This is a genomic window from Hymenobacter ginkgonis (genome assembly GCF_009755225.1).
In the GTDB taxonomy this organism is placed as follows: Bacteria; Bacteroidota; Bacteroidia; order Cytophagales; family Hymenobacteraceae; genus Hymenobacter; species Hymenobacter ginkgonis.
Map to the genome: position 1 here is coordinate 90613 of NZ_WQKZ01000001.1, position 26812 is coordinate 117424.

The 26812-nt window shown below is 60.6% G+C and carries 25 protein-coding genes; 4 read left to right on the top strand and 21 right to left on the bottom strand.

The window, feature by feature from the left end; all coding sequences use genetic code 11:
• The first annotated feature begins 67 nt into the window (after nucleotides 1–67).
• Entirely contained in the window at nucleotides 68–814 is a 747-nt protein-coding gene (locus GO988_RS00365; protein ID WP_157561558.1) for a superoxide dismutase, read from the top strand.
• Between the two features lie 110 nt (nucleotides 815–924).
• On the opposite strand, the gene GO988_RS00370 is transcribed toward GO988_RS00365, so the two are convergent.
• From GO988_RS00370 to GO988_RS00395, 6 genes are all read right to left on the bottom strand, one after another.
• Nucleotides 925–2406: an arylsulfatase gene (locus GO988_RS00370; protein WP_317164753.1), complete on the bottom strand. Its 1482-nt coding sequence runs from the start codon at nucleotides 2404–2406 to the stop codon at nucleotides 925–927.
• A 40-nt stretch (nucleotides 2407–2446) separates the two neighbouring features.
• Nucleotides 2447–3448 carry a formylglycine-generating enzyme family protein gene (locus GO988_RS00375; RefSeq protein ID WP_157561559.1) on the bottom strand — a complete coding sequence of 334 codons (1002 nt, stop codon included), beginning with the start codon at nucleotides 3446–3448 and terminating at the stop codon, nucleotides 2447–2449.
• Nucleotides 3449–3645: 197 nt separating this feature from the next.
• The gene (locus GO988_RS00380) at nucleotides 3646–4038 is read right to left on the bottom strand and encodes a response regulator (protein ID WP_157561560.1); all 393 of its coding nucleotides are present in this window, start codon (nucleotides 4036–4038) and stop codon (nucleotides 3646–3648) included.
• A 5-nt stretch (nucleotides 4039–4043) separates the two neighbouring features.
• Entirely contained in the window at nucleotides 4044–5837 is a 1794-nt protein-coding gene (locus tag GO988_RS00385; protein ID WP_157561561.1) for a PAS domain-containing sensor histidine kinase, read from the bottom strand.
• 414 nt (nucleotides 5838–6251) lie between these two features.
• Nucleotides 6252–6986, bottom strand: a complete 735-nt coding sequence (locus GO988_RS00390) for a GAF domain-containing protein (RefSeq protein WP_157561562.1) — start codon at nucleotides 6984–6986, stop codon at nucleotides 6252–6254.
• A gap of 143 nt (nucleotides 6987–7129) precedes the next feature.
• A complete protein-coding gene (locus GO988_RS00395) occupies nucleotides 7130–7498 on the bottom strand; it encodes a response regulator (RefSeq protein WP_232341324.1) in 369 nt (122 codons plus the stop codon).
• 43 nt (nucleotides 7499–7541) lie between these two features.
• Here GO988_RS00395 and GO988_RS00400 point away from each other — a divergent pair, with 43 nt between their 5' ends.
• Nucleotides 7542–7712 carry a hypothetical protein gene (locus GO988_RS00400; RefSeq protein WP_157561564.1) on the top strand — a complete coding sequence of 57 codons (171 nt, stop codon included), beginning with the start codon at nucleotides 7542–7544 and terminating at the stop codon, nucleotides 7710–7712.
• Nucleotides 7713–8242: 530 nt separating this feature from the next.
• Entirely contained in the window at nucleotides 8243–8485 is a 243-nt protein-coding gene (locus GO988_RS00405; RefSeq protein WP_157561565.1) for a hypothetical protein, read from the top strand.
• A gap of 437 nt (nucleotides 8486–8922) precedes the next feature.
• Here the strand turns inward: GO988_RS00405 and GO988_RS24525 are convergent, their stop codons facing one another.
• From GO988_RS24525 to GO988_RS00480, 15 genes are all read right to left on the bottom strand, one after another.
• The gene (locus GO988_RS24525) at nucleotides 8923–9510 is read right to left on the bottom strand and encodes a helix-turn-helix domain-containing protein (RefSeq protein WP_317164754.1); all 588 of its coding nucleotides are present in this window, start codon (nucleotides 9508–9510) and stop codon (nucleotides 8923–8925) included.
• A gap of 395 nt (nucleotides 9511–9905) precedes the next feature.
• Nucleotides 9906–10625 carry an NADPH-dependent F420 reductase gene (locus GO988_RS00415; RefSeq protein WP_157561566.1) on the bottom strand — a complete coding sequence of 240 codons (720 nt, stop codon included), beginning with the start codon at nucleotides 10623–10625 and terminating at the stop codon, nucleotides 9906–9908.
• A gap of 117 nt (nucleotides 10626–10742) precedes the next feature.
• Nucleotides 10743–12362, bottom strand: coding sequence for a Na+/H+ antiporter (locus tag GO988_RS00420; protein WP_157561567.1), 1620 nt, complete (start codon nucleotides 12360–12362; stop codon nucleotides 10743–10745).
• Nucleotides 12363–12449: 87 nt separating this feature from the next.
• The gene (locus GO988_RS00425; protein WP_157561568.1) at nucleotides 12450–13703 is read right to left on the bottom strand and encodes a dipeptidase; all 1254 of its coding nucleotides are present in this window, start codon (nucleotides 13701–13703) and stop codon (nucleotides 12450–12452) included.
• Between the two features lie 159 nt (nucleotides 13704–13862).
• On the bottom strand, nucleotides 13863–14438 hold the full coding sequence (locus GO988_RS00430; RefSeq protein WP_157561569.1) for an NAD(P)H-binding protein: 576 nt from the start codon (nucleotides 14436–14438) through the stop codon (nucleotides 13863–13865).
• Nucleotides 14439–14510: 72 nt separating this feature from the next.
• Complete coding sequence (locus tag GO988_RS00435) at nucleotides 14511–15488, bottom strand: aldo/keto reductase (protein WP_157561570.1); 978 nt, start codon at nucleotides 15486–15488, stop codon at nucleotides 14511–14513.
• 24 nt (nucleotides 15489–15512) lie between these two features.
• Nucleotides 15513–15920: a cupin domain-containing protein gene (locus tag GO988_RS00440; RefSeq protein ID WP_157561571.1), complete on the bottom strand. Its 408-nt coding sequence runs from the start codon at nucleotides 15918–15920 to the stop codon at nucleotides 15513–15515.
• A 449-nt stretch (nucleotides 15921–16369) separates the two neighbouring features.
• The gene (locus tag GO988_RS00445) at nucleotides 16370–17845 is read right to left on the bottom strand and encodes a subtype B tannase (protein WP_198172446.1); all 1476 of its coding nucleotides are present in this window, start codon (nucleotides 17843–17845) and stop codon (nucleotides 16370–16372) included.
• Nucleotides 17846–17980: 135 nt separating this feature from the next.
• Nucleotides 17981–18076, bottom strand: a complete 96-nt coding sequence (locus GO988_RS24735; RefSeq protein WP_198172447.1) for a DUF3861 family protein — start codon at nucleotides 18074–18076, stop codon at nucleotides 17981–17983.
• 188 nt (nucleotides 18077–18264) lie between these two features.
• Complete coding sequence (locus GO988_RS00455; protein WP_157561573.1) at nucleotides 18265–18714, bottom strand: DUF2141 domain-containing protein; 450 nt, start codon at nucleotides 18712–18714, stop codon at nucleotides 18265–18267.
• 287 nt (nucleotides 18715–19001) lie between these two features.
• Nucleotides 19002–19274, bottom strand: a complete 273-nt coding sequence (locus tag GO988_RS00460; protein ID WP_157561574.1) for a hypothetical protein — start codon at nucleotides 19272–19274, stop codon at nucleotides 19002–19004.
• Nucleotides 19275–19684: 410 nt separating this feature from the next.
• On the bottom strand, nucleotides 19685–20074 hold the full coding sequence (locus GO988_RS00465; protein WP_157561575.1) for a hypothetical protein: 390 nt from the start codon (nucleotides 20072–20074) through the stop codon (nucleotides 19685–19687).
• Nucleotides 20075–20117: 43 nt separating this feature from the next.
• Entirely contained in the window at nucleotides 20118–21656 is a 1539-nt protein-coding gene (locus GO988_RS00470) for a SulP family inorganic anion transporter (RefSeq protein ID WP_157561576.1), read from the bottom strand.
• Between the two features lie 274 nt (nucleotides 21657–21930).
• On the bottom strand, nucleotides 21931–22287 hold the full coding sequence (locus tag GO988_RS00475) for a hypothetical protein (protein ID WP_157561577.1): 357 nt from the start codon (nucleotides 22285–22287) through the stop codon (nucleotides 21931–21933).
• A gap of 171 nt (nucleotides 22288–22458) precedes the next feature.
• Complete coding sequence (locus GO988_RS00480) at nucleotides 22459–23478, bottom strand: chemotaxis protein CheB (protein WP_157561578.1); 1020 nt, start codon at nucleotides 23476–23478, stop codon at nucleotides 22459–22461.
• Between the two features lie 242 nt (nucleotides 23479–23720).
• Here GO988_RS00480 and GO988_RS00485 point away from each other — a divergent pair, with 242 nt between their 5' ends.
• Entirely contained in the window at nucleotides 23721–26783 is a 3063-nt protein-coding gene (locus tag GO988_RS00485; RefSeq protein ID WP_157561579.1) for a CheR family methyltransferase, read from the top strand.
• Nucleotides 26784–26812 lie beyond the last annotated feature (29 nt).

Sequence of the window (26812 nt, forward strand, 5' to 3'; positions counted from 1 at the left end):
CCTCCATGGGCTAGTAAATGCTGCTGTTATTACTATACTTACCACCTCATTTTGCTTTCTCAGTTGTATGCACAAGCGTAATTTCCTTAAGAATGCTGCCGCGTTAGCCCTCAGCGCCTTGGTTAGCCCTGCCGTGTTGGCCCGTGCCCAAGAAGAACGGTTTTTGCGCGATGCCCGCGCCACACCCCTGGCCGATGGGCCGTTTTCGCTGCCGCCGCTGCCCTATGCCTTCAATGCCCTAGAGCCGCACATTGATGCTCGCACGATGGAAATCCATCACGATGCGCACCATAAAACCTACGTTTCCAAGCTCAACGAGGCCGTGGTTGGCAAGCCCCAGGAAAAGCTGCCGCTGGAACAACTGGTGATGACGGCCAGCCAACAGCCCGATGCTATCCGCAACAACGCGGGCGGCCACTACAACCACTCCATGTTCTGGCTGCTGCTCTCGGCCCAGGGCGGCGGCGCGCCCACGGGCGAACTGGCCTCAGCCATCACGCAGGCCTTTGGCTCGTTTGATAAATTCAAGGAAGAATTTACCAAAGCGGCTACCACTCGGTTTGGCTCCGGCTGGGCGTGGCTGAGCCTCGACAAGGCGGGTAAGCTCTTCATCTCCAGCACCCCCAACCAAGACAGCCCTTTGATGGACGTGCCAGGTATTCAGCGCGGCACACCCATCCTAGGCCTCGACGTGTGGGAGCACGCTTACTACCTCAAACACCAGAATAAACGGCCTGAATACATAGCCGCCTTTTGGAATGTGGTGAATTGGAAAGAGGCCGACCGGCGCTTTTCCGCCGGCCGCAAAGGCTAGCAGCGCAAACAGCAGTAAGCCATGGGTATTTGCCGTGGTTTACTGCTGTTTGCGCTGCCCGGTAGCCACCAAGCGTACTGGCCTACCCCCCTTATAAAGAGGCAGCTGCCTTATTCGTCGGTCGCTTTCTTCGGCTGAAAGTTGAATGCCGGTGACGGCACATGCTCCTTCGTGAATAGCTGCGCGAAGCGGGCCACTAGCTCCGGCTGCTGCTTCGCCACATCGTGCTTCTCGCCGGGGTCCGCGGCTAGGTCATATAGCTCGATGGGCCCATAGGGGGTAGCGGCCATGTTCAGGCGTACGGCCTTCCACTGGCCTAGGCGGGCGGCCACGCTGCCGCTCTGCTCATAAAACTCCCAGTATAAATACGGGTGCTGTTGCTGCTTACCCCGCCCGGTTAGCGTGGGCAGCAGCGATAGGCCATCCGTAGTGGCCGGGGTTTTGAGGCCGGCTAGCTCCGTAAACGTGGGCAATAAGTCCCAGAAAGCGGCGGGCTGCTTGGTCACCGCTCCAGCTTTTACCTGGCCGGGCCACCGCGCAATGAAAGGCACCCGAATACCCCCCTCGTACAAATCGCGTTTTGCCCCGCGCAGCCCGCCGCTGCTGTTAAAATACACCAGGTCTTTGCCGCCTTCCGCCGAGGGGCCGTTGTCAGACGTGAAAATGACCAGGGTATTCTCGTCCAGGTGTAGCTGCCGGAGCTTCTGCATAATTTGCCCTACCTGGTCGTCCAGCACCCGCATCATAGCTACCACGGCGGCCCGGGGGTAGGGCTGCGACAGGTAAGGGCCAGCCTTGGTGAAGGCGGGCGAGCTGGTGTCGGCCCCAACGAAGGGCTTTTCGGGGCCGTATTTGCCAATCGCTTGCTGCATGTACGCTGGGGGCGCGGCTAGCTCCGCATGCGGAATCACGGTCGTCATGAAGAGGGCAAACGGCTGCGCTTGGTGCTGCTCGATAAACGCCAGCAGCTTCTGCTGAATTAACTCCGGGGCGTAGGTTCCCGAGCGGGTTCCGCTGTTTTCCGGCAGTAAAACCTTTTCCCGGTTATGCCAGAGGTAATAGGGGTAGTAGTTATGCGCCAGCGTTTGGCTATTGTAGCCGAAGAATTCATCAAAGCCTTTATTCACCGGGTCGCCACTGGTGCCGATGCCGCCCAAGCCCCATTTGCCGAAACAGCCGGTGGCATAACCCGCTTGCTTCAGTAGCTGCGGAATGATGACGCTCGAATCGGGCAGCGGGTACTGCCCTTCTGGCTTGACCGCCAGGTTGCCCCGAATGGGGGTATGGCCGGTGTGCTGGCCCGTAAAAAACGACGAGCGGGAGGGCGAGCAAACCGCCGTGCCAGCATACGCCTGCGTAAACTTCATGCCCTCGGTAGCCAGCCGATCGATGTGGGGCGTCTGGAAGCGCTGCTGGCCGTAGCAGCTAATATCGCCGTAGCCCAAGTCATCAGCCACAATAAAAATGATATTGGGCGGGCGCTTGGCGGGCCGTTTCGGTTGCGCAAGGGCGAGGCAAACCCCCACGGTAAGCAGCAGCAAGAGCAATTTGGCAGCTTTCATAGCCAGTCGGTTGGTCGGTTGTTTCGGCACAAGTGCAGGGGTAGGAAGGTAGTCGCCGCGAAGGTGCCACCTACTTCACATCTTTGGCGCAGCGGAAGCCTAAATTATTCGCGGCGCTTTTGACTTCGCCTTTGCCCCGGCTGCCCGCTTGGTAGCGAACGCAATACTGGTCGCTGCATAAAAAAGAGCCCCCGCGTTGCACCCGCTTCACCAGGCCCGGCTCTTCGGGGTCGTAGCTATCGGCCGGGCCCTGCGGATTATCCGGGGGGCTTACCTGGTAATAATCGGGCCGGTAGTAATCGCTGCACCATTCCCAAACGTTGCCTTCTAGGTCGTAGAGCCCCCAGGGATTGGGCGGAAAGGACTTTACGGGGGCTACCCCCTCAAAACCATCTGCGCGGGTATTGCCGGCCGGAAAATCACCCTCAAAGATGTTGGCCAGCCACTTGCCGTGGGGAGTCAGCTCATTGCCCCAGTAGTAAGGCGACGCGGCGCGCTTGCCGGCGCGGGCGGCAAACTCCCATTCTGCTTCGGTGGGCAACCGCTTGCCGGCCCACTGGGCATAGGCTTGGGCATCTTCGTAGCATACGTGCACCACGGGGTCTTGCTCGTGGCCGGCAAGGCTGCTGCCCGGCCCCAGCGGGTGCCGCCAGTTGGCCCCGGCCACGTACTGCCACCACTGGGCCGGCTCTGCCAGGGAAACCGGGCGGCTGGGCTTCGCAAAAACGGCCGAGCCTGCCACGAGCTGCGAAGTGGGCACGCCAGGAAAGTCCTTGGGGTTGGGCGGGCGCTCGGCCACCGTCACGTACTGCGTCGCGCCGACGAAAGCCGCAAACGCGGCGTTGGTTACTTCGTGCTCATCGAGGTAAAAGGGCTTGAGCGTAACGGCATGGGTAGGGGAGGCATCGGCAAAACGCGGGTCCTTCGAGCCCATCAGGTAGGTTCCGCCGGGTACTAACACCATGTTTATGGCAACGGCTACTTGCTGCGCCGCCGGCTGCTCATTGGTGCAGCCGCTGGCCGTCAGCAGCAGACCCACACTGAGTACCAACAGAAATCGGGGAGAGGCCATGTTCACTTAGCGGGCAAGACCAGCAAGTATAACAAAACTACTCTAAACCAGAAGCAGGCGCTCAGCTTCTGGGCTGGTATGGGCACCAGAGGAGCCGTACTTGGCGGGTGGTTTGGGCGAGGCAGGGCCGAAATAGCCGTTGCACGTGGCTTCCTGCCGCACTCACTCGGGCGGCAGGCTCTCGGGCGCGAGTCGGCTCAAAAGGCTTCCTGTAGCAGCGCCTTAATCGCGGGAAGTTCTGCGGCATCTAAGGGCTTGTGGAGCATGCCCGATACGAGCGGATATTCCTGCGCCCGCGCCCGGTCGGAGGGAAGCAAGGACGAGGTAAGGATGTAAATACGGCACCGGCCCAGGAGCGCTGCTACGTAAGGCTCCAGGGCTTGCAAAAATCCCCAGCCGTCCATGGTGGGCATGTTCAGGTCCAGAAAAATAACCCGGGGCACCTGCTCAGCTAGGTTTTCTACGAGGGAGCTTAGCGCGGTTTCGGCAGTTGAAAATAGCAGAATATCTGTGGTGAAATCTTCTATTCGCAGCACATGCTCAGCCAGATACAGACTAATAAAGTCGTCGTCGATGAGGTAGGTGAGCATACTAGCTAGTGTTGGTTAAGGTGAATCAGGAAGCGCGTACCTACCCCCACCTGGCTGTTGACCTCGATGGTGCCCCCCATCGCTTCTACGTGCGTTTTGACCAGAAACAAGCCCAGGCCCCGGCCTTGCTGCCCGCCGTGGAAGCGCTGGTAGAGCTGAAATACTTTGAGGCCGGCCTTGGCTTGGTCGAAGCCCGAGCCAAGGCCGGCAAAGTAAATGCTGGCCCCGCCGTGCGCCCCCTCCACGCACCGGATGTCGATTTGCAGCGGGCGCTCCGGCACGCGGTACTTGAGGGCATTGGAGAGCAGGTTATCGAAAATGCTGTACACGTAGGCGCGGGTGCCGCGCACTAGCAAGTCCGCCGCCACGTCGAGCGTTACGTGGCCCTCGCACTGGGCTAGGGCTGGGGCCCAGTGCTGCATGGCCTGCGCGCACACCTTGGCCAGCCTCACCGTTTCGGGCACTTGCTGGTGCTGCTGGTCGCGGATGGAGAGCACGAGGTTTAAATCGTGAAGCACACTATCCACTTGCTCTAGGCTCTGGCGCAAATGGCTCAGCGAGGTATCAAACACGGCACTGTGCTTGCCTACCTGGGGCAGCAGCCTGGTTAGCCCCAAGGCATTGGCCAGCGGCGCCCGCAAATTGTGCGAGAGCATGTAGGTGAACTGCTGCAAATCGCGGTTATGCTCATACAAGTCCTGCGTTAGCCGGGCCTGCTGGGCTTCCATCGCCTTCTGAGTATTTATATTCTGCTGAATATAAATGAATTGCGTTAGCTCCCCGGCCTGGTTGTAGATGGGGGTAACGTGCAGTAGAATCCAGAGCTTCTCGCCCGCCTTGGTATAGTGGAGAATCGTGACGGAGAAAGGCTCCGGCTGCTGTTGGTAGGCGAGGATGGTCGCACGGGCCTCCGGGTCCGTGTCGGGGCCCTCCAATACGGTGCCGGGCAAACGGCCCAGCATATCGGCCAGGGTATAGCCCGTGTGCTTGGTAAAGCCGTCGTTGACCCACTCGATGCGGCCCTGGGCATCGGTGATGAGCACGCCGTTGTCGGTGCCCTGGGCCACCAGCGCCAACTGCTCTAGGTGCTTGGCAGCCGTGACCCGGTCTGTGATATTGGAAAGAAAAATCGAGAGCCCGTCGGCCACGGGGAGGGCCCTTACCTCTAGCCAGCGGCTTGTGCGCGTGGAAAGGACTTCGAAATGCACCGGCTGCCCCGAATCAACCGCTAGGTGCAGGTAGTAATAAAAGCGGCTGTTGACGGCGTTGGGAAAGGCCTCCCAGTAGTTGCGGCCCACGCACTGCTGCCGGTCAATTTGCAGTACCCGCTCGGCTTGGACGTTGAAATAGGTGATGGTCCAGTTTTTATCAACTTCGATATAGCCATCGGCAATACGCTCCAGCAAGGCGTTGCTCGCCGAGGCGTCTACCGGTAGCGTAGCCGGCCGGGCCCCGGTGGTGCGCCCTACGCACAGCAAGAGCTCGATTGCGGGCCACCGAAAGGCCGACCACGCCAACCCCGCCGCCTGGCCGGCTTTGGTCAGGTAGCGGCCCTCGAAGTAAACCGGTGCAGCTTGCCGCCGCGCCGCCGCGCACGCGGCCAAGGCCTGGGCACAGTCGGCCGGATGAAGGATAGTGCTGAACGGCACTCCATTTAGCTCGTCTGGCGCATAGCCCAGCACGCGCTGGCCCGCCGCACTTACCCGCCGCAGGTGGCCACTAGCGTCCAGGGCACACAGCACATCGGAAGAAGACAACATCAGGTTCTCCACTACCTGGAACTCATCACGGATATCCATCTGCAGGGATTTGCTGTTGGCCAGCGGAATATACTAGCCAAAAGTTGGGATGGTTCCGGGCAAATGGGCAGTACGCAAAGATAGACTGCTATTCAGGTTATGGTCGGGTTAGCGAGGCAGTTGCCGGTAAGCGCAGCGGCGAGGCCTGCCGCACTGCGGGGGGGTAGGGGGCGAATGAACGTCTTTTTTGGGCCCGCGCGTGTCCCTTCTTAAGCCAGCTGGCTATGCTACCCAATCTCCCTAGAAAACTGGTTTCATCAGGCCATTGGGGGTATTGGTACTTTGCTGGTAGAGCCGGCCAAAGCCCTACCCCCCATTTCTTGGTCCTCAGCTTTAGGTGCATCGGCTAGCGAATGCCATACCAGATGCGGCTAAATGCAGAGTAATTCTACGCCAGCTTAGGGGCGCATTGACTTAATGGGGCAAGGTGGCTTGGATGTGGGCTACCTGCTGCTCAAGGGCTTGAATGATAACGATGCTCTCCTCTTCGCGCGACTGCTGGTAGTTCAGTGCTGCCGGAGTAGCCGGTGAGAGTCTTCCCAGCTGGCTAATTCGGCCAGGGTGTCGAGGCGGTTGAGCGACGTGTCCAGGTGGTCGTACAGCGTAACCCACGTAGCGGCGGTATGCTCGGGGTGGCGATGCAGGAACAAGCGAATTTCCAATTTCCAGCAACTGCATCACTACTCGCGCCAAGCGTTGCAGGCGATGCTGCTCGGTGGCCGAAAACTGGCGCGGCTGCCGGTCAATAACGCACAGTGCGCCAATATTATGCCCTGTATGGTCTTGCAGGGGGTGGCCCGCATAGAAGCGCATTTGAAGCGCCTCGGCGGCCCGCGCATCCGTAAGCTGGCAAGGGTCGGCGTGCAAATCCTGGTAAATGGTAGTCTCTTCTTGCAAAATGGCCACCGAGCACACACTCTCGTTGCGGGCTACGCGCTCCACGCCAGCCAGCCCAAAATTGGCCTTAAACCAAACGCTACCTTCCTCAACCAGCGACACGAGGGCAATGGGAACGTCGAAAAGCTTGGCGGTAAGGCGAATTATTTCGTCAAAGACGGCATCCGGAGCCGTGCCCAGCACCCGGTAGGGCGCCAGCGCCAGCAGGCGCTCGCGGTCGTTGGCCGGGATGAGCGAAGTGGGAAAGGACATTCTAACGGAGAAAAGCGAGGAGGTAACCGTCAAGTTTACCAATTGTTTGTGCCATTTCCATGAGGTACTTAAAGTGGGGCTGGCTGGGGGCTAGCGCAGCCGGTTGGTGCGTGGCTAGCCCGCCCGATTTTGCGGGGGTAGAGCTACGCGCTGGCGTGGTTGGCCGGAAAGTAATCGGTCAGGATTTTGGCGATTTTATCGGCGGTGAGGGGCTTGTTGAGGAAGCCAGCCACGGGTAGCTCCTGGGCCCGCTCCACATCGCGGGCGTGCAGCGAAGTAGTAAGCATCACAATGACGATGGCCTGCTGCTGAGCCAGCGGCAGCTGGCGGTAGGCCGTCAGAAATTCAAAGCCATTCATGACGGGCATGTTGACGTCGAGCAGGATAAGGGCCGGGCAGGTAGGCGCATCTGGGGTAGTGCAGGAGGTGGCCAGCACGTCGAGGGCTTCCTGGCCGTTGAGCGCGCCTTGCACCTGGGCCGTGATGGGCTGCGAGGCGCAAATACTTGTCAAGGCCGTCGGCCTGGTAGTTGAGCTCGCAGGCATCAGCGGCGCCGTGGCGAAAAGTGCGGACGTAAAAGTCGAGCATGCCGTTGGCTACCGAGGGAGGGAAGTGGGCACGGACCGTGCTGCTGGGCTGCTCGGGCAAACCGGCCATGCGCTGGGCCGCGGGGTTGAGGTAGTCGAGGGCGAAATCGACAATGTCCACACCATCGGGGCCGTATAGCGGGCGCAGTAGCGTAACGGCCGTGAGCGAGACAGTTAGCAGCGTGGGCAGTAGCCCTTCGGGAAAGGGGTAGGCCACAGCAGCCGGCAGCGGCGGAACGGGCGGAACGGGAGCCATTGGCGGGGAATAGGCAGCCGACGCGACAAAACCAAGGGCGTCAACCTGCACCGGCATATAGAATAAGCAGATACGTAAAGCTACAGCGTCTCGCTGGGCTGCTACCCCAGGGCCAAAGGCTGCCCCCGGCGCTAGGTAGGCACTTGCGGCGCCTGCCCAAGCACCTCACAAATGCGCATAAATAAGGGGCAGCTTACGGTAGCCGCCGGGCTTCCGCACTGCTCAACGAGCTAACGGTGAGTAGCAAGCCAGGGCAGCCCTAGGTGAGCGGGGTTCTCGGCCTAAACTGCCTGGTGGCTTTAGCTGCGCTGGCCTTTGCCAGGTGGGGTAGGGTTTTTTGCTAGGCAAACCAACGCTTGGGCCGGTTGGGTGGGGTAAGGAACTGGTTGCTGGCTTGCCCCGTAAGTAGCCCCATGCCCCCACAAGTTATTTTAGAGGAGCCATACGCGACCGTAGTGGCTGATGACGCTGTGCCTTGCCTTATTGTGCAGCTCCACGCATTCGCCAACCACGACCAGTTTAAAGCGATGATGACTGCGGGGCTGGCCTATTACCAAATTCGCAGCCGGCCGGCGCAACCATGGGGCTGGATTGCCGACACGCGCCAGATGAGCGCCATTCCCAAGGATGTGCAGCAGTGGCTGGCCCAGGACTAGAATGTGCAGGCGTACAACGCGGGCCTGTGCGAGATGAGCATTGTTGCGTCGGCCAACATTTTGGGCCAACTGGCTACCCAGTAGTACGCGCAGCTTGCCCTGGCCCAGCCCGGCAAATACGTGCTGGAATCCATCTACTGTCCTTCGCTAGAAGAAGCTAAACAGGGCGCGGCCGCCCGGTGCCAGTTGCTCAAAAGCTAACTAGCTACGAGGCCACTAACCGAGAAGCTGTACGTGCTACCCGCCCTAGTTGTAGCAAGGCTCGTAGCTGGCAAGAGCCAACTGGGGGGCGCCAAAAGCCAGTAAACACGGCCTTTATAAAAGACCGGCCAACTCGCCGGCTGGTATCCTACCCCCGCCTTTTGATAAGAGGTAATACCCGTTATCCACACGTTCCTGCATTTGCAAAACCAGTGCTTATACCTATCGCACAGTGCTCACGCGGCCCGGCGAAAGGCCAGCGGCGTGCTGCCCGTATGCTTCTTGAAGAAGTTGTTGAAGTACGAGGCGTACTCGAAACCCAAGCCGTAGCCGATGGCCGCCACGTCCCAATCGGTGTGGTGCAGCAGGGCTTTGGCCTCGCTAATAACCCGCTCGGCAATGTGGGCGGTAGTGGGCTTGCCGGTCACTTCCTTTACCGCCCGGTTCAGGTGGTTGACGTGGATGGAGAGCCGGTTGGCAAAGTCCTGGGCGGTTTTTAGGGGTAGGGTCTGCTCGGGGCTTTCTACCGGAAACAGCCGCTCCAGCAACTCCAGAAACAGTGAGGTGATGCGCGAAGCGGCGTTTGAGTGGTGCACAAAATTCGCGGCCGGCTGCATCCGCAGCGCCTCATGGATAATGAGCTGGATGTAGGTGCGAATTAGGTCGTTTCGAAATAGGTAATCGGTGTTTTGCTCGGCCAGCATCTTATGAAAAACGCCGGTGATGTAGGCCGCTTGTTCGTCGTTGAGCTTAAACACGGGCGTGCCGCCAATTTTAAATAGCGGCGATTGTTGCAGGCTTTCCGAGCGGTCGGTAGCTCGCACAAACTCTTCTGTAAAAGGCAGGCGTAGCCGGAATGCTGGTCCGTTTGCAGCTCAAACGAGTACGGAATGTGCGGGTTGGAGAAGAACAAATAGGTGCCGTCTAACTCAATCCCTTTGTCGGCGTAGTGAATGGTACACTTGCTGGTTACTAAACTCACCTTGTAGAAGTCACGCCGGTTGTAGGTGGGCGCCGGGCTCACCGGCGTAGACACTTCATACACCTTGAAGCCTTTCAGCTTCAGGTCATGGGCCGTGATGTTGGCAGACGGTGTTACGAGGGTGTTGTTCATGGGAAATAGGGAAAGTCAGGTAGGAGGCAGGTGGCCTTCGCCGAACGGCCCTGCTTATCTGCCCGAACGCTGGATAAGCAGGGCCGTTCGCCGAATGGCCTTTGGCTAGGACTGCGGCTGCTTCATCATCTCGCGCTCTTGCGCGGCGTGGTTGGCCGCAAACTGCGCGTGCTGCGCGGGCGTGCGCTCGGTGCCCAGGCTGGCGAGCTGCTGCTTCAACTCAGCGGCGGGCAAATCGGCTCCGTAAGCGGGCGTACCAGGCTGTTGCCGCCACGACTCGTGCAGGCTACCGTTGTCTACGGCGTCGAAACCTAGTTCTTCCACCAGTGCCATTACCTTTTGCTTGGCGGCGGCATCGTCGCTGGCTACGGGTAAGGAAATGCGGCCGGGCGTGCCGGCGGGCTGCCCCTTGTGCTCGATGTGCTGGGCGTAGATGTTGTTAAATACCTTCACCACAGGCCGGCCCAGGTGCTGCTGCACCCATTCGCTTTCGGTCAGGTCGCCGGTTTCCAGCTCCGGTATGCGGCCGTCGCGCAGCAGGGGGTAATAATTGTTTGTGTCAACGACTGGCACCTCGGCGGGCACGCCCTCAAACAAGTCTTTGGGCAGCTCGGGGATATTCTTCAGCGGAATGGTGACCACGATAAGGTCGCCGTGGCGGGCAGCTTCCTGGGCCGTGGCGGGCGTGGCGCCGGTTTTTTGAGCCACGTCTTTCAGCGTTTCGGGCCCGCGCGAGTTGGCGATAAGTACCGCGTGGCCGAGGCCGGTGAGCCGCACGGCTAGGGCGCTGCCAATGTGGCCTGCCCCAATGATTCCAATGTTCATCTTAGAAGATAGTTAAGGAGTTTGCGCCGCGGCTTCGAGCCGCAGCAAGTAGCTAAACAGCTGCGGCGGCGAATTGCTTTTCGCTAGCCAATAGCCGGCGGCTGGCCAGTTGAAAAGCTACTCCGAACCCACGAGCTGCGGCTGCTTTTCGCGCAGCTTATACTCTTCTAAATCTAGGATGGTCAAGCACTTGCGAATTACCTCCTCGTCGAATTCCATGCGGTGGTTCATCTCGTGCAGCAGGGTGCGCTGCTGGTCGAGTAGGGCCAGGTAGTTCTGGTGGAAGTGGTGCAAAGTAGCATCTGGCGGGCCAGCCGGGGTTGCCAGCTCACGGGTAAAAAGCGCAGCATCAAGCTGTAAGCGGGCTTTCAAATTTTGCAGGTAAGCATTCGGTGCCTCGCCCTGCGCGGCTACCGACTCCACGTAGCGGAGCGCCTGCTGGGCCAGCTTTTTTTGGAGAATCAATTCCTGCTGTTCCTCCGAAAAGGTTTGGTATTTATCCTCTGGGTTTACTTTCCGAATCAGCCAGGGCAAGGTCAGGCCCTGGAAAACCAGCGTCACGAGGATAACGACGAAGGTGATGAACAGGATAAGGTTGCGGTAGGGAAAGGGCTGCCCCTGCGGCATAAGCAGCGGAATAGACAGCGCCGATGCTAGCGACACTACCCCGCGCATACCCGCCCAGCCCAAAATCATCGGCCCGCGCCAGCCCGGATTCGCGTCGGCCACCGTGATGAAATGGCTCGCAAACTTCGTGAATAGCACCGCGCCAAACGCGCACAGCAGCCGCCCCACTACCAGGGTGAGGGAGATGAGCAAGCCGTACCCAATGGCCCGGCCCAAGCCTACGCTACCGAGTTCGCGCGTGATGGTGGGCAGCTCCAGCCCGATGAGCAGAAACACCAGCCCGTTCAGCACAAAGCTGAGCACAGACCACACATCCACGCTCTCGATGCGGCTGCGGTAGGTCAGCATCGTGTTGCGCTTGCTCGAGAGCAGCAGGCCGCCGCTCACTACCGCCAGCACCCCGGAGTAGTGGAAATGCTCGGCTGCGTAGTAGAGGCAGTAGGGCGTAAGCAAAGTCAGCACGGTGTCGATACTGGGCGTGGTGGGCAGCCAGCGGTGAATGGCGTAGAACACTAGCCCGAGCCCTACCCCTATGGCGGTGCCCAACACAATGACTAGCAGAAAGCTGCCCGCTGCCTGGGCAAACGCAAACTGCCCAGTGAGCACCGCCGCCAGCGCAAACCGAAACACAATCAGCGACGACGCGTCATTCAGCAAGCTTTCGCCCTCAATGATGCTGACCATCATGCGCGGCACCTTCACTTGCCGCATAATGGTGGTGGCCGAAATGGCATCGGGCGGCGACACAATGCCGCCCAGCAAAAACCCCAGCGCCAGCGTGAAACCCGGAATGAGCGCGTGCGACACCACCGCCACAATGCACGACGTGATGATGACCACCGGAAACGCGAAGCTGGTAATTACCCGCCGCCACTTCCAAAATTCCTTCCACGATACCTGCCAGGCCGCCTCATAAAGCAGCGGCGGCAAGAACACCAGAAACACGATTTCCGGGTCAATCTCGATGTTGGCAAACAGCCGCGTGAAGCTGAGCGCTAGCCCACCTAGCACCAGCAGGATGGGGTAGGCCAGCCGGAGCTTGTTGGCCAGCATCACGAGCCCCAACACCATAAAAACCAAAAATAGAAACTCGAAAAGCTGGTTTTGCATAGGGCGACGCCGGAAGTGAAACAACGTAAACCCACTACTGGGCTTGTGCAAAGTACTTCACCGCCTGCGAGTTCGGGCAATTGCTAGCTAACGGTGGCCAGCCGTGGCCGCACCAAACACGCGGCAGAAGTTGCCGCCGCCAAATTTGCCGATGTCATCCGCCGTAAAGCCGGTCTTCAACAGAGCATCAACGACGGCGTAGTAGAACCCAACTTTTTGGTTCTGCCACGCCTCGTTCGTGCGTTCCCCAGCCCTACCCCCCCCTTGGCCACCGACACCGCCGGGTCCACCGGGGCCTTTGTCGCTGGGAGATGAGCCATTGGGGCGAGTACCCGGCGCGCTGCTCGGCTGGGAGGTAGGGCCACCTGGTTTTGGGCCGAAGCCACCCGCGGGCCGGTAAGCGGGGGTCAATTTGGTGTCGGTACCAATGCAGACGTGGTCGATGCCAACGACGTCGACCAGGGCCCGTACGTTCTGGGCATAGGCCAGCGGCGAATCGGCCAGGTGAGTCCACACGCCAATGACACCCCCCGCCTCGGCAACGGTTTTCGCCTGCTCCTTACTGATGAGCCGGGGCTTCATCAGGCGGGCCATGTTCGGGTCTTGCCCCAGTTGGGTATCGAGGCCGGTGTGCGAAACGAGCACGGGCTTCGTCGTCACCTTAAGCGCGGCGGCCACTGTTGCTGCATTGGCGTGCGAGAGGTCGATGAGAATACCCAGCCGGTTGCACTCCCGGATGGTGTCTGCCCCAAAGGCCGTCAAGCCGCCCCAGTGCGCGGGGTTCGTAAACACGTCACCCAGCGGCACCGACGCGTCGTGGTCGTGCAGCAGGCCCAGGTGGCGCAAGCCCCGGTCGTAGGCCACTTGCAGGCGTTCCAGCTTTCCTTCCAGAAAGTGCCCACCCTCCACCGATTGAATGAGGGTAGGCTGGTGTTTTTGGTGGGCAGCTTGCAGGTCGGCCAGGTTCAGGGCGCGTTTCAGGCCGTTGCGCTGCACCTGCTGGTCCAGGGAAGTCAGCCCGTTCAGAAACCGCTCGTAGGCATCGCCGGGGTCGCGTAGCTCTTGGTAGTCAACCGCAAAAGTCATGCAGATGGCCGACAAGCCCGATTTTTTCAGCTCGCCGGCTAGGTCGATGGCTGGGCCCGGAATCTCGGCCGTGGTAAGGGGCACGTCGATGTGGTTGTGGGTGTCAATGCCGATGGTGGAGGCCACGAGGGCAGCTACGCGCGGGTCTACCTCGTCGATAGCCCAAGTAGCCAGTGGGTTCAGCAGCAGCGCAGCGCTAGCCCCGGTGGCGCTAACAAGAAAATCTCGGCGGGACCAAGTGGAGGGAGACTTCATCAAAAAATAGGCATAACGAAGCAAGTTGCCGGAGGAAGTTTATTACCTCGCCAGTTGCTTAAAAGTAGGAACTCAAGAGGCAGATGTAGCCAGTAGAAAAAGCAGCATGCCCTGCCGAGCGCAACGAAGCCGGACGTTTTGCTACCCTTCTAAGTTGCTTTATGATAGAGGCTTATTAATTCCTAAGCTTTCGCGCACATACTTTTCCGGCGATTCAATAAGCTGCGCAATAAACGTGGCCAGGCTTTTCTGCGAAATCACGGAGCCCTTCTCGGGGGTGCCTTTTTTAGTAATTTCAAAATCCACTTCGTTGGCGGTGGTAAACCAGGCGGGCCGCAAAATGGTGTAATCCAAAGCTGACGTTTCGAATACGTCAGCCGCTGCGCGGTAGGGCTTTAGTACCGGCTTGAGCGGCGCGTCGTAAATGCCGATGGAGCTGACGAAAATGACTCTTTTCACGCGGGCCTCGTGCATAGCGCGCGCTATGTTTTGGGCCATGCTTTTTAGGTCACCGGCTAGGTTCACGTACACCACGTCCTGCCCGGCCACGGCGGCTTTCAAGTGGTCGTAGTTTAGCGCGTCGCCTTCCACCACGCGGGCCCTGGCTGGCAGTCGATGTAGGCGGCGGGCACTGCGCAAAAACAGGGTGAGGTTGAGGTCAGGCTGCTCGGCTAGCAACGCAATCACTTGCCCAGCAATGGTGCCACTGGCGCCCACTACGAGTACGTTTTTCATCGGGCTGGGGGAGAGGTGCAGCCAAAAACTAGGGCCCGTAGCCGCCGCGTGGTGGCCACTGGCCCTAGCCAGCTAGCGGTTTATCATCTTTTGCTGCGCCGCGGCGTAGCGGTCGCCCTGCACAGCAATCTGGGCGGCGGCCTGCTCGATATCGTGCAGCGTATCAGCCGACAGTTCGAGGTCGGCGGCCGCCAAGTTTTCTTCCAGGCGGTGCAGCTTGGTGGTGCCGGGGATGGGCGCAATCCACGATTTCTGAGCCAGCAGCCACGCCAAAGCCACCTGCGCCGGTGTCGCATTTTGGGCTTGTGCTACGCGGCCCAGCAAGTCTACCAAAGCCTGATTGGCTTGGCGCGCTTCGGCCGCAAAACGCGGCACCGAGTTGCGGAAATCGGATTTGTCGAACTGCGTATGCGCATCAATTTTGCCCGTTAGAAAGCCTTTGCCCAACGGGCTAAAAGGCACAAAGCCAATGCCTAGCTCTTCGAGCGTCGGCATGATTTCCTGCTCCGGCTCGCGCCACCACAGCGAATACTCGCTCTGCAAAGCCGTCACCGGCTGCACTGCGTGGGCCTTGCGGATGGTTTGCACCCCGGCTTCCGAGAGGCCAAAGTGCTTCACTTTGCCCTCGACGATAAGGTCCTTCACTGCCCCGGCCACCTCTTCGATGGGCACGTTTGGGTCCACGCGGTGCTGGTAGTACAGGTCGATGTAGTCGGTCCGCAGCCGCTTCAACGAGGCCTCTACCGCTTCTTTGATGTGCTCGGGCCGGCTGTTGAGTGCGCCTGCTACCCCCAGGTTGAAGCCGAATTTGGTGGCAATCACTACCTGGTTGCGGTAGGGCTGGAGCGCTTCACCCACCAGCTCTTCGTTGGTAAACGGGCCATACACCTCCGCTGTGTCGAAAAAGGTAATGCCGCGCTCCACGGCCGCCCGAATCAGCTTAATCATGTCTGCCTTGTCGTGGGCCGGACCGTAGCCAAAGCTCATGCCCATGCAGCCCAGCCCGAGAGCCGAAACCTCCAGACCGTTGCCTATTATACGCTTTTTCATGCTAATCAATTAATAAATGAGTGATTACTGTGCAGCTTGGTAGTCAGCTTCCGTTACGGGCTCCAGCCACACCGGCGCACCTTGGTTGGCGCTCGGGTTGATGGCTAGGTGCGCAAACCAATCGTTGGCCGTTGCGCCGTGCCAGTGCACCACATCGGGGGCAATAACAACGGTGTCGCCGGCCCGAAGCAGGCGGGCGGGTTGGCCTTTCTCTTGGTAAATGCCCGTGCCGGTGGTCACGACCAGCAACTGGCCGTGGGGGTGCGCGTGCCAGTTGTTGCGGCAGCCGGGCTCGAAGAGCACGTCGCCCACGGTGCAGGCGGTGGCATTGCCGGCGGGGGCCAGCATTTTAACCCAGGCTTGGCCAGTAAAGTATCGGGCCTCCGCCGGCTTGGCACCAGCCGGAGCTGGCAGTTTTTCTTGGTTGCTCATGTAAGTAGGGAGGTTAAGCGCCGCGTTTCGCAGGGCCGCATTTACAATACAAAGGTCCAAAAAGGCTATGCTGGCAAAGAATAGGAATCAAACCATTACTTATAAAAATCAAACAGCCCGTATAAGCTGCAAAAACGGGTGTGCGCTGCTACAGCAAGCCTGCGGCAGCATAAAGCCGTCAAGCGGGGGTAGGGAAATTGCTAAATTCATTGTTTCCGCAGCGTGCCTTGAACAAAGGGAAATTGATTCCTCAACAAGCTTTGGTGTCAATTAAAAGAGCGTAGCATGGCCTCAGGCTACGTGGCAAGTGCATTCTTAGGATGAGTTTGAAACGGACTGCGGCCAATCAATTGGCCAGTGGCCCTACTTGCACACGCTCGCCATCCAGGTAAAGAGTTGGTCGAGGTCGTAATCTCCGCTATGGGGGCGGTCCCAGGGCAACTCCAGGTTCACGTCGTAGCCCTTGTTTGCAGGGTAGTACCCAGGAGGATAGAAATGGCCAGGCCGGTGTCTTTGTCCTTGGTACCGTGGCGGATGCGCCAGTGCCGTGCCGCGCCGGTGCCCACCTGGCCGATGTAGTACATAGGGTTCATCAGGTGTACTACCTGCTCGTCGGCCGTAGTAGCCGCTGGGGCCGAGTTAGCAGCCGAAAACGGCGTGAAGTGCTGCTTATCGACAGTAGCTGTGCCGAAGAGTTGGTTTTCTCCCGTCGATAAGTCGAGAGCATCGAAGGCAGGCGGCGATTTTTGCCGCTCCATATAGCGCACGTAGGCTTCAAAGTCGAGGTCGGTAGGGTGGTCGCCACTCATTTTCAGCCAGGGGTAGGGCGCCAAGTTGGTGCCTGCTTGCTGGGCCTGCCGTGCCGATGCGAGCACGTAGGCTTTCACCAAGTCTTTGAAAGAGCCGTTGCCTTGCGCATCCAGGGTAAGCAGCTCGCCGGTTTTGCCTTTCAAGCGCAGGCTATTCACGTAGGCCGGAAATTGGGCCTTCAATTTGGCCGACACGGCCCGCTGTGCCGGCGAGAGGCTGTCGGCCGTTTCGGTGCGCTGCACCTTGTAGTCCAGCATCTTGATGTCTATTTTCTTGTAGCGGTTCACCCCGTTAAATTGCCATTCATAAGCCATATCGGCGTGGTCGAGGTTGGTGATGGGGCAATAGGCCGACACGGCGAAAATGTCGTCGGTAGCCTCCGCTGCCCCCAAGGCTTGCAGGTAGGGCGCGTAAGCCGCTTGGTTGCCGGTAGCGCCAAGCAGGGCCGAGAGCGCCCCGCCCGCGCTAGTGCCGTTCGACACGATTTTAGCGGCGTTGCCGGGCATGCGAGCGTCATTAAACTTGAGGTAGCGCACGGCTGCCTTCAGGTCGACGATGGCCGCCGGGGCCTTGCCCGTGTAGGTGCCTGCTTTGTCTTGGCTGGTGCGCCCCCGCGCTCCGGCCGAGGCCACTACATAGCCCTTCGATAAGGCTATCACCACGGCCGAGGGCTGGTTGCCGCCGGGCCCACTAGGACCGGGGCCACCAGGGCCAGGGCCACCCGGACGCCCTCCACCGCCCGGGCCGCCTAGCCCACCGGGGCGCGCTTGGCGCAAGGCAGTAGCAGGCAGGCCAGGCATGTAGCCACCAATCTGGTTTGGGAAGAAAATCGGAGCCGTAGTAGCCGTGTAGCCGTTCAAGGTTTTTCCCTCAAAATATTCCTCCGGGATATAGATGTTCAGCACTTGGTAGGTGGTATCGACGGGATGCGCCACATACACAATCTTCTCAAACGCCCGCACCTTACAGGTTTTGCCCGCCACCGTGAGCGTCTGCGTTTGGTAGCGCTTGGGGTTGAAGACGAGGTCGTGGGTAGGGCGCTGCTGGGCCGGCGCAAAATGCGCCAGGCTAATCAGCATGCCAGTAGCCAGTAGCATGAGGCAAGGCTGTTTCATGGGGGTAGGGTTGGGTAAAGGAATAGGCTAGTCTACCCAAGTCTCACAGGCATACTGGTCTATTGCTATCGTAATTTGAAGCGTTAAGCGGCTTTGAGTTTTTTCATAAATGGCCCAAATGCCTGCCCCAACTCTTCAAAAAAGCGGGTGCGCGCGGTGCTTGAGCATTACCGCGCTGAACAGCTTCAGGCCAAGGGCAAATTGGGCGGCTTCCTCGGGGCTATTGAACATTGGCTTGCGAGCGCTGCCCGGTAGGTGGAGGCAAAGCCCACGCAGTTCGCGCGCCCAAACACGAGCACTGCAAGGTCCTAACTGCTAGCCTAGTCCGCATAGGCCAGCCCAGCAGCGGCCCACACGCCGAAAGCAGCTGGTGTGGTAAACCAGCAATGCCCGGCTTCTAGCAGCACAGCTGCGAAAAGCTACTTAGGAAAGCTAATAGTAATGGTTTCGGCCTGCCCAGTTACTTGGAACTTGCATTCGTCGAACTTGGGGGCGCTGAAATGCGGGCGCACATTGTTGGAAAACGCGTAGGGCTCGCTGGGAATACCCAGGAAGTTGCGGTCCATTTTGCCGTTGTTGTTGAGGTCTTGCGAGAGCGCCACGGCCCAGTCGCCCGTCGGCAGGGCCACTTGCACTTGCGCCTGGCGCTGCCCGCTGGGCAGCACCGTTTGGTGCAGTGCCGCCTGGCCCGCTTGCAAAAACGTGCCAGACGAGTTATAAAAATTGAGCTTGATAGCCGAAGTTGGAGAAGGCAGATGGGTGATAACTATCGTGACTGGGGCCGGAGCCGTAGCATTGGATAGTACCGTTGTTGGGGCGGCGTAAGCTACTAAGCTCGGGCCAGCAATCATCCACAGCACCCCATTCATCGGTTCAGCGTAAAGCGAAAAACAGAAAACCAACTAGCCAGTTGCCCTGGCCCGGCCGCCGCCATTTCTGTCGGCGCTTTAGTGGCTTTATACGCCCATAAGGCTTATGCAGATGCTTTCTATATATCCTTCTGTGCGTGCTGTGCGCTGCTCGGCGCAGTTCCCGGCGCACGGTTCTCAGGGTTGGAGGGAAGCCCCGCCCCCCACCTCAGCCTGCGCAGCGGTGTAAAGACAGGGGCGGACTTTGGCTACCCCCGCCAAGTGGCGGCAGGGGTAGTTGCGGCCGGCTAGCGGCGGCCGCCGGGCTGGTCTTGGCGATGAGCTTCTTCCCAGTGCTTGCGCTCTGCGGGTGTCACTTGGTGGTTTTTAGCAAAGCCGTAGTTATCGTCGTGGTGGTCTTTGCGGTGCGCCTCCTCCCAGCGTTTGCGCTCCGCAGGCGTCACGCGGTGGCCTTTGGCGTAGCCGTAGTTATCGGGGCGGCCCTGGGTAGGGGCGGCAAAAGCGGGGGTAGCAGCGAGCAGCGTAGCAGCCATACTGAAGGGAAAAAGTAGCTTTGTCATGAGGAAGAGGGTTGCAAGCTGATGAACGAGGCGCCGAGAAAGCGCCCAAGCCTTGCCCCATGCATTGGCAGGGAGCTTGTGGGTTCAAAAGTGCAACAAGCGGTAGGCGCCCAGAAATAAAGTGGGCGTACTGCCCGGTTTCGCCTACCGAAGCCGGTTTTCTATCCCTCAGAAACCGCCCGCCACCTGCCAAGCCAGCACATAAAATTCGGTGGGGGACCGGCCAGCAAGGGCAAAAGCACAAAAAAGCCTCACCGTTGCGGATGAGACTTTTGCCTGCTGACAAGCTAGGCCCGGGCGATGGGGGTAGGGGCTTCGGGCAGCTTGGTAATAAGCAGTGAAAACAAAGCGTAGGGGACTACCCCTATGCCACCACGCGGCGCCCGCTAAAGCTGGCCGTGGCCGGGTGGCTACTGCGCAACCGGTACTACTTCGCCGGATGGGTAAACCACGAAGGTGCCTTTCTGGGTAGTGGCGGGGCTATAGCCCTCTTTTATGCGGTAAGTAAGGTCAACTAGCCAGCCAACGTGGGTCGTATCGGTACCGGCCGAGGGCTTGGGCGTGGCTGGGGGGGTAGGGCCCGCCTGGCTCGACTGCCGCAGAGCGGCGCGAGCGGCTTCCTGAACCGAGTCTTGCCGGGTGTAGGGGCGGCTGGTGGTGCGCACTATTTCGTAGCTGCCGGGGTCGTGCACACTGGCGCGCACGTAGCGGCTGGCGGCGGCTTCCGCCCGCTGCTGGGGGGGCGTTCCGCACTGTAGGAGCAGCGCCAGCGGTGGCAGCAAAAGGTACCTGGCTTTCATGGCGGCAAGCTACGAATAGGCGCGCAAACCCCCCAGCGCCGGGCTAGCCGGCCTCCGTCACCACGCGGTACGCGGGGTCGGCCAGGATGTTGACGTCGATGAGGGCGCCGGCCGTGCGCAGCAGCAGCTGGCAGTCGGGGCTGAGGTGGCGCAGGTGCAGCGTTTTGCCCAGGCGCTGGTAGCGCTCGGTGAGCTTGTGCAGCGCATCAATGCCCGACATATCAGCCACGCGGCTTTCCCGAAAATTAATGACAACCTCGGCAGGGTCATTTTGCACGTCGAATTTATCGGTGAAAGCCTGCACCGAGCCAAAAAAGAGTGGCCCATAGATTTCGTAATGCTTGGTGCCAGCCGCGTCGAGGTAGTGGCGGGCCCGAATGCGCTTGGCGTTTTCCCAGGCAAAAGCCAGCGCCGACACTACTACCCCCAGCAGCACGGCCAAGGCCAGGTTTTGCGAAATGGCCGTTACGAGCGTTACGAGCAGCATCACGAGCACATCGGTGCGCGGCATGCGGCGCAAAATGCGCAGGCTGGCCCACTCAAATGTGCCAATTACCACCATAAACATCACGCCCACGAGTGCGGCGAGGGGTAGGCGCTCGATGAGCGACGCGCCGGCCACCACAAACAGCGCCAGCGCCGCGGCCGCCACCACGCCCGACAGCCGCCCGCGCCCGCGCGACTCCAGGTTGACCATCGTTTGGCCAATCATGGCGCAGCCACCCATGCCGCCGCACAGGCCCGACGTGATGTTGGCCAGGCCCTGGGCCACGCAGTCCTGGTTGCCGTGGCCGCGGGTATCGGTCATTTCGTCCACCACCGTCAGGGTCAGCAGGCTTTCGGTGAGGCCCACCAGCGCCATAATGAGGGCGTAGGGAAACACGATTACTAGCGTGTGCCAGGCCAGCGGCACCTGCGGTAGGTGCAGCGTGGGCAGCCCGCCCGCAATGGACGCAATGTCGCCGACCGACTTGGTTTCGAGGCGGCCCCCAATCACGAGCGCCGACACCCCCACGATGGCGACCAGCGAGGCCGGCACCGCCTTCGTAAGCTTGGGCAGCACGTACACAATAGCCATCGTGAGGGCCACCAGCCCCGCCATCAGCAGCAGCGGCGCGCCCGTGAGCCAGTGCTGCCCGCCCGCCGCATCGCGCACCTTAAACTGCTCGAGCTGGGTCATAAAAATGATGATTGCCAAGCCATTGACGAAGCCATACACCACGGGCTGCGGTACCAGCCGAATGAACTTGCCCAGCCGCAGCAGCCCAATGGCCACCTGAATGAGGCCCATCAGCACCACGGCCACGAACAAGTACTCTACCCCCTGCTGCACCACCAAGCTCACAATAACCACGGCTACCGAGCCGGCCGCGCCCGATATCATGCCCGGCCGGCCCCCAAACACACTCGTGACCAGGCAAATCAGAAACGCCGAGCCAATGCCCACCAGCGGGCTGATGTGGGCCAGCAGCGCAAAAGCCACTACCTCGGGCACTAGGGCCAGCGCCGTGGTGAGGCCGGCCAGTATTTCGTTTTTAGCGTTGACTTTGTACTGTGCCACATAAGGCAGAACCTGCAACATAACCAGACGGAGTAAGGGCAAAAGAAAAGCCGCACGCTTCCGGTGGGAAGCGGCGGCACGGGGCAAACTGGCCAGTCCTCAGGGTGGGGTGAGCTTAAAAATTGGCGCGTTAGTATCCAGCGTAAGTCTCGCAAAGGTACGGCCCCGCCCCCGGCGCTCTGCCCCTGCGCGGGGGGTAGGGGCAAAGCGCCGGGGCCCTACCCCCTCCGCGGGCGCTCGGCAGGGAAGGGGGTAGGGCCCCGGCAGTGGCCGTTAGCGGCAGCTATTATAGGGGCTAAGCCACCGTGGGCTGTGGCGGGCAGTCGAGGCCATAAAGGGTGGCGTCGAGCAGGGAAGCCGCCAGGGGCTGGGCCGTCGTAGCGCCATCGTCGGGGCTGGTGCGGGTGCCGGGGGGGAGGTGGCACAGCAGCAGGTAGCTGCCGCTATGCCATAGCTGGGCGGCGTAGCGCCGCAGCAGCCGCATGGCCCCGGTAGGCAGGGCGGCTACGTGGCGGCAATCAACCCACACATTGGTGAATTTGCTGCGCAGTACGCGCGCCAGCGCCTCGGGCAGGGGCTGGCCGCTGGCATCGCCAGCGGGGCATAGCGTAAGCAGGCAGCCGTTGGAAAGTACGTGGTAATGAGTAAACATAGCGTGGGAAATGGATAGAGAGACATAACAAAGTTGCCTCTAAAAAGCCACGTGCCATCTATGCTTAAATACTGATTTTTAGAGGGGAAACTGCCTTATTTGGCGGCCGCACCTTGTTCCGTCTTTCTTCAGCCTTTAGGAGGGGGTAGGCTCGGGCAAGCCCGGCCGCGGCTATTGGCTGGCCGGCTCCTCGGTGCCGGCAGTGCTGGCGCTGCCTTTCAGCAAAAACTCGCGCATGCGGTTAACGTGGCCCTTGAGGGTGGCTAGGCGCTCTTCCTGCTGAGCGTTCCACTTGGGCGATTGGTGGGTGGCCATGTTGGCGAGCAGGTTTTTGCGCTCTTCCATCATGCGCAGGGCTACCCACAGGGTTTCCTCGAGCGATTTGCGCGAGCTTTCGGCCAGGGCATCGGCCGTGAAGGCGTGGCCCGTGTGGCAGCGAAAACGCTGCAATTTGCCGTGGTCTATTTGCCACAGGTTGCCGCCGCAGTCGGGGCAGGTGAGGGGCACCAAGTGCCCAAGCTGGCTAACTTCTTCGACGGTTCCCACTACGCGCTCGGCAATTGCCGCTTCTAGTTTCAAATCAGCCGGAATATGTTGTTCCTCAAAGGGCACGGCGCGGGTGGGGCTCACCAGCGCCGTTAGCAGCGGCCCCATTTGGGCCACGGGTAGCACATAGTCGATTTCGACGGCGCGCAGGGCGCTCTCGGGCATACTCGGATACTCGGCATCCTGGGGGTCTTGCACCATCGTGATGCCGCCGCAGCGCTTCACAAATTCGAGGCCGGCGGTGCCGTCGTGCAGCATCCCCGTGAGCACGATGCCCACCACGTTGGAATCGTAGGCCACGGCTGCCGAGCGAAAGAGCGTGTCGGCGGCCGGGCGGTAGTGGTTTTCGTGCGGGCCTTTCGTCACGAGCAGGTGGCCATCTTTCACCAGCAAGTGGCGGTCGGGCGGGGCCAAGTACAAGCAGCCGGCCTCCAGCGGGATGTCACTGGCGGCCAGGTAGCAGCGCAGGCCAGTGTGGTCGGCCAGCCGCGCCACCAGCGCCGCGCCAGTCGAGTCGGGCGAGAGGTGCTGCACCACCAGCACGGCAGCGGGGAAGGTAGCGGGCAACTGGGCCACCAGTTGCGTAAGTGCGGGCATGCCACCGGCCGAAGTACCAATAACAAGCAGATGGGCAGGACGGAGCACGGAAGAAGCTATGAGAAGGTGAGGCCGGCGAAGCAAAGTTATTTGCTTCGCGCTTTCCTACTACCTACGCAGCAGCCCGCAAAAGGGCGCACCTAAATCAGCTCCTTAAATCAACTAAAATGTTGGACCTTTGCGGCAGCAAGTTGCTGAAAATGATGGGGTGTTATTTCGCGAATTCGCTACCATCGTGCGCAGCATGCTTGCTGTTAATGAGTTGCTACTAGCATTGGACCAGGTTACGTATGAAAACTCCCCCAGCTGCTGACCCGGCAGCCCTACCCACGCTGGCGCCGGCCGGCACGGAGCCCATTGCCTCAGAATCAGTAACGCCTACGCCGGCGGTGGGGGGGGGGCGGGCCGGCGGCCGAGCCCTGCGGGCCGACAAGTTTCCGATAGTGGCGATGGGCGGCTCGGCGGGCTCGATAGAAGCTTTTAGGCAATTTTTTGCTCACCTACCCCCCCGCTCGGGGCTGGCCTACGTGGTGGTGATGCACTTGGCCCCTACCCACGACGGCCAAGTAGCGGATGTGCTGCAACGCTTCACGGCCATGCCCGTGGTAGAAGTGACGGATGGTGTGCGCGTACGCCCCAACTACGTGTACGTGATTCCGCCCGGCCGCGACCTGAGCTTGCTGCACGGAGCGTTGTTTTTGCTGAACCCGACGGAAGAGCCGGCCCGCCGCCTGCCCATCGATTTCTTTTTGCAGAGCCTAGCCAAAGATGCCGGCGACCGCGCCGTGTGCATCATCTTTTCGGGCCTGGGCTCCGATGGCAGCCTGGGGCTAAAACTCGTCATGGAAAGCTTCGGCATGGTGATGGTGCAAGAGCCCAGCACGGCCGCCTACGACTCGATGCCGCGCGCCGCGCTGGCCACCGAGTTTGTCGATTTTGTGCTACCCCCCGCCCAAATGCCGGCCCAGCTGCTCGACTACGCCGAGCGCCCCCTGGTGATACGCGCCGCCCGCAGCGAGGCCGAAGAGTCGGCTGACAAGCCCGGCCACGCCCTGCAAAAGATATTCCTGCTCATTCGGCAGCAAACGGGCCACGACTTTAGCTACTACAAGCGCAATACGGTGTTTCGGCGCATTGAGCGGCGCATGAATGCCCACCAGATTCAAGAGTTTACCTCCTATGTGCGCTACCTGCAAGAAAACCCGCCGGAGGTAGACCAGCTGTTTCGGGAACTGCTAATCGGCGTCACCAAGTTTTTCCGCGATGCGGAGGCCTTCGAGCAGTTGCAGGTGCACCTGCGCCCGCTGCTGCTGGCCAAATCCCCCGAAAGCACCATTCGGGTATGGGCGCCGGGCTGCTCTACGGGCGAGGAAGCCTACTCGCTGGCCATGACGCTTTTCGAGTGCCTCGATGCCATTGACCCCAACCGCCGCCCCCGGGTGCAGATTTTTGCCACCGACATCTCGGCCGACGGCGTAGCCACGGCCCGCGCCGGCGTGTATTCCGAAAACATTGCGGCCGATGTGAGCGCCGGGCGGTTGCACCGCTTTTTCCTCAAGAAAGACGGCCACTACCACATCCGCAAAGAAGTGCGCGACGTGGTAGTATTTGCCCTGCACAACATCAACAAGGACTCGCCCTTCACCAAGCTCGACCTGCTCTGCTGCCGCAACCTGCTGATTTACCTCAGCGGCGAGCTGCAAAAGAACCTGCTGCCGATTTTTCATTACGCCCTCAACCCCGGCGGGCTGCTTTTTCTGGGGCCGAGCGAAAACCTAACGGGTTTTCAGGACCTGTTTCAGCCCCTAGACGTGAAGTGGAAGATTTCGCGCCGCACCGAAGTGGCCGTATCGATGCCGCGGCTGGTCAATTTTCCGTTTTCTCTTACCCACCACCCGGCGGTGCCGCTGCCCCCCACTGCTCATATGCCGCTTACCCCCTCTGCCCACCGCCAAGGCGGCCCTTTTGCCGGTTTCGTGCAAAAAGCGCTGCTCCAGGCCTATGCCCCCCCGGCAGTTGTCATCACGGCCAAGGGCGAAATCCTGTACGTGAACGGGCGCACCGGCAAGTACCTGGAGCCCGCCCCCGGCCTCAGCGGCATGAACCTCTTTGAGATGGCCCGCGAGGAGCTGAGCTTTGAGCTAAGCGGCGCTGTGCACCGCGCCGTAGAAACCGGCGAAGACGTGGTGGTGGACAATGTGCACCTCAAAACCGAAGCTGGCCACCAGCTGCTGCGCCTGGTGGTGCGGCGCCTGCTCGAGCCCGAGGCGCTGGCTAGCCTGCTGCTGGTGTCGTTTGAGGACCAGCCTACCCCCCGCCGTGTGCGCCAGGCCAAAATGCCAAGGCCCACCGAGCAAAGCCACGACGCCGCGGTGGACGCCCTCACCAAGGAGCTGCAGTATACCAAGCACCGCCTCCAAACCACCATCGAGGAGATGGAAAGCAGTCTGGAGGAGCTCAAAAGCACCAACGAGGAACTGCAAAGCGCCAACGAGGAGCTGCAAAGCACCAACGAGGAGGCCATGACCAACAAGGAGGAAATGCAGAGCCTGAACGAGGAGCTGATGACCCTCAACTTGCAGTACCTGAGCAAAACCGAGGAGCTGGGCCAAACGGCCAACGACATGAAAAACCTGCTCGATGCCACCGATATCGCCATTATTTTCCTCGATAATGACATGGTGGTGAAGCGCTTTACGCCGCGGGTGGGCCGCATCATCAACCTGCTGCCCGCCGATGTGGGCCGGCCGCTTACGCACTTTGCCTCCAACCTGCGCTACGAGCACTTGGTGCGCGATGTGCAGCAGGTGCTCGACCGCCTCACGAGCTTCGAAATCAACATCCAAACCGCGCGCAATGAGTGGTACACGATGCGCATTTTGCCCTACCGCTCGTTCGAAAATTACATCAACGGGGCCGTCATCACTTTCACCGAAATTACGGCCCTCAAACTGCTGGAGACGCGCTTGCAGGAAACGGCCCGCTTCACCGAGAGCTTGCACGATGCCGTGCGCGAGCCGCTGCTGGCCCTCTCCTCCGACCTGACCGTGTACCGGGCCAACCAAGCTTTTGCCGGGGCCTTTGGGGGCCCGGCTGCCGAGCTGGCCGGGCAGCCGCTGGCCAGCCTGCACGGCGGCGCCTGGAACCAGCCCGCGCTGCTGCACCTCCTTCAGCAGCTGCTGGAGGCTACCTCCGGCAACCAGGAGTTTGACGACCTGCCCCTGGAGGCCGACTTTGGGGGCCTGGGCCGCCGCTACCTGCTGCTGAGCGGGCGCCAGCTGCAATACCAGGGCGCGCCTACCGGGCAGGTGCTGCTGCGCGTGCGCGAGCTGCCCGCGCCCCAGCCCGATTAGCGAAGCTGGCGGGCGGCGGGCGGGGTAGG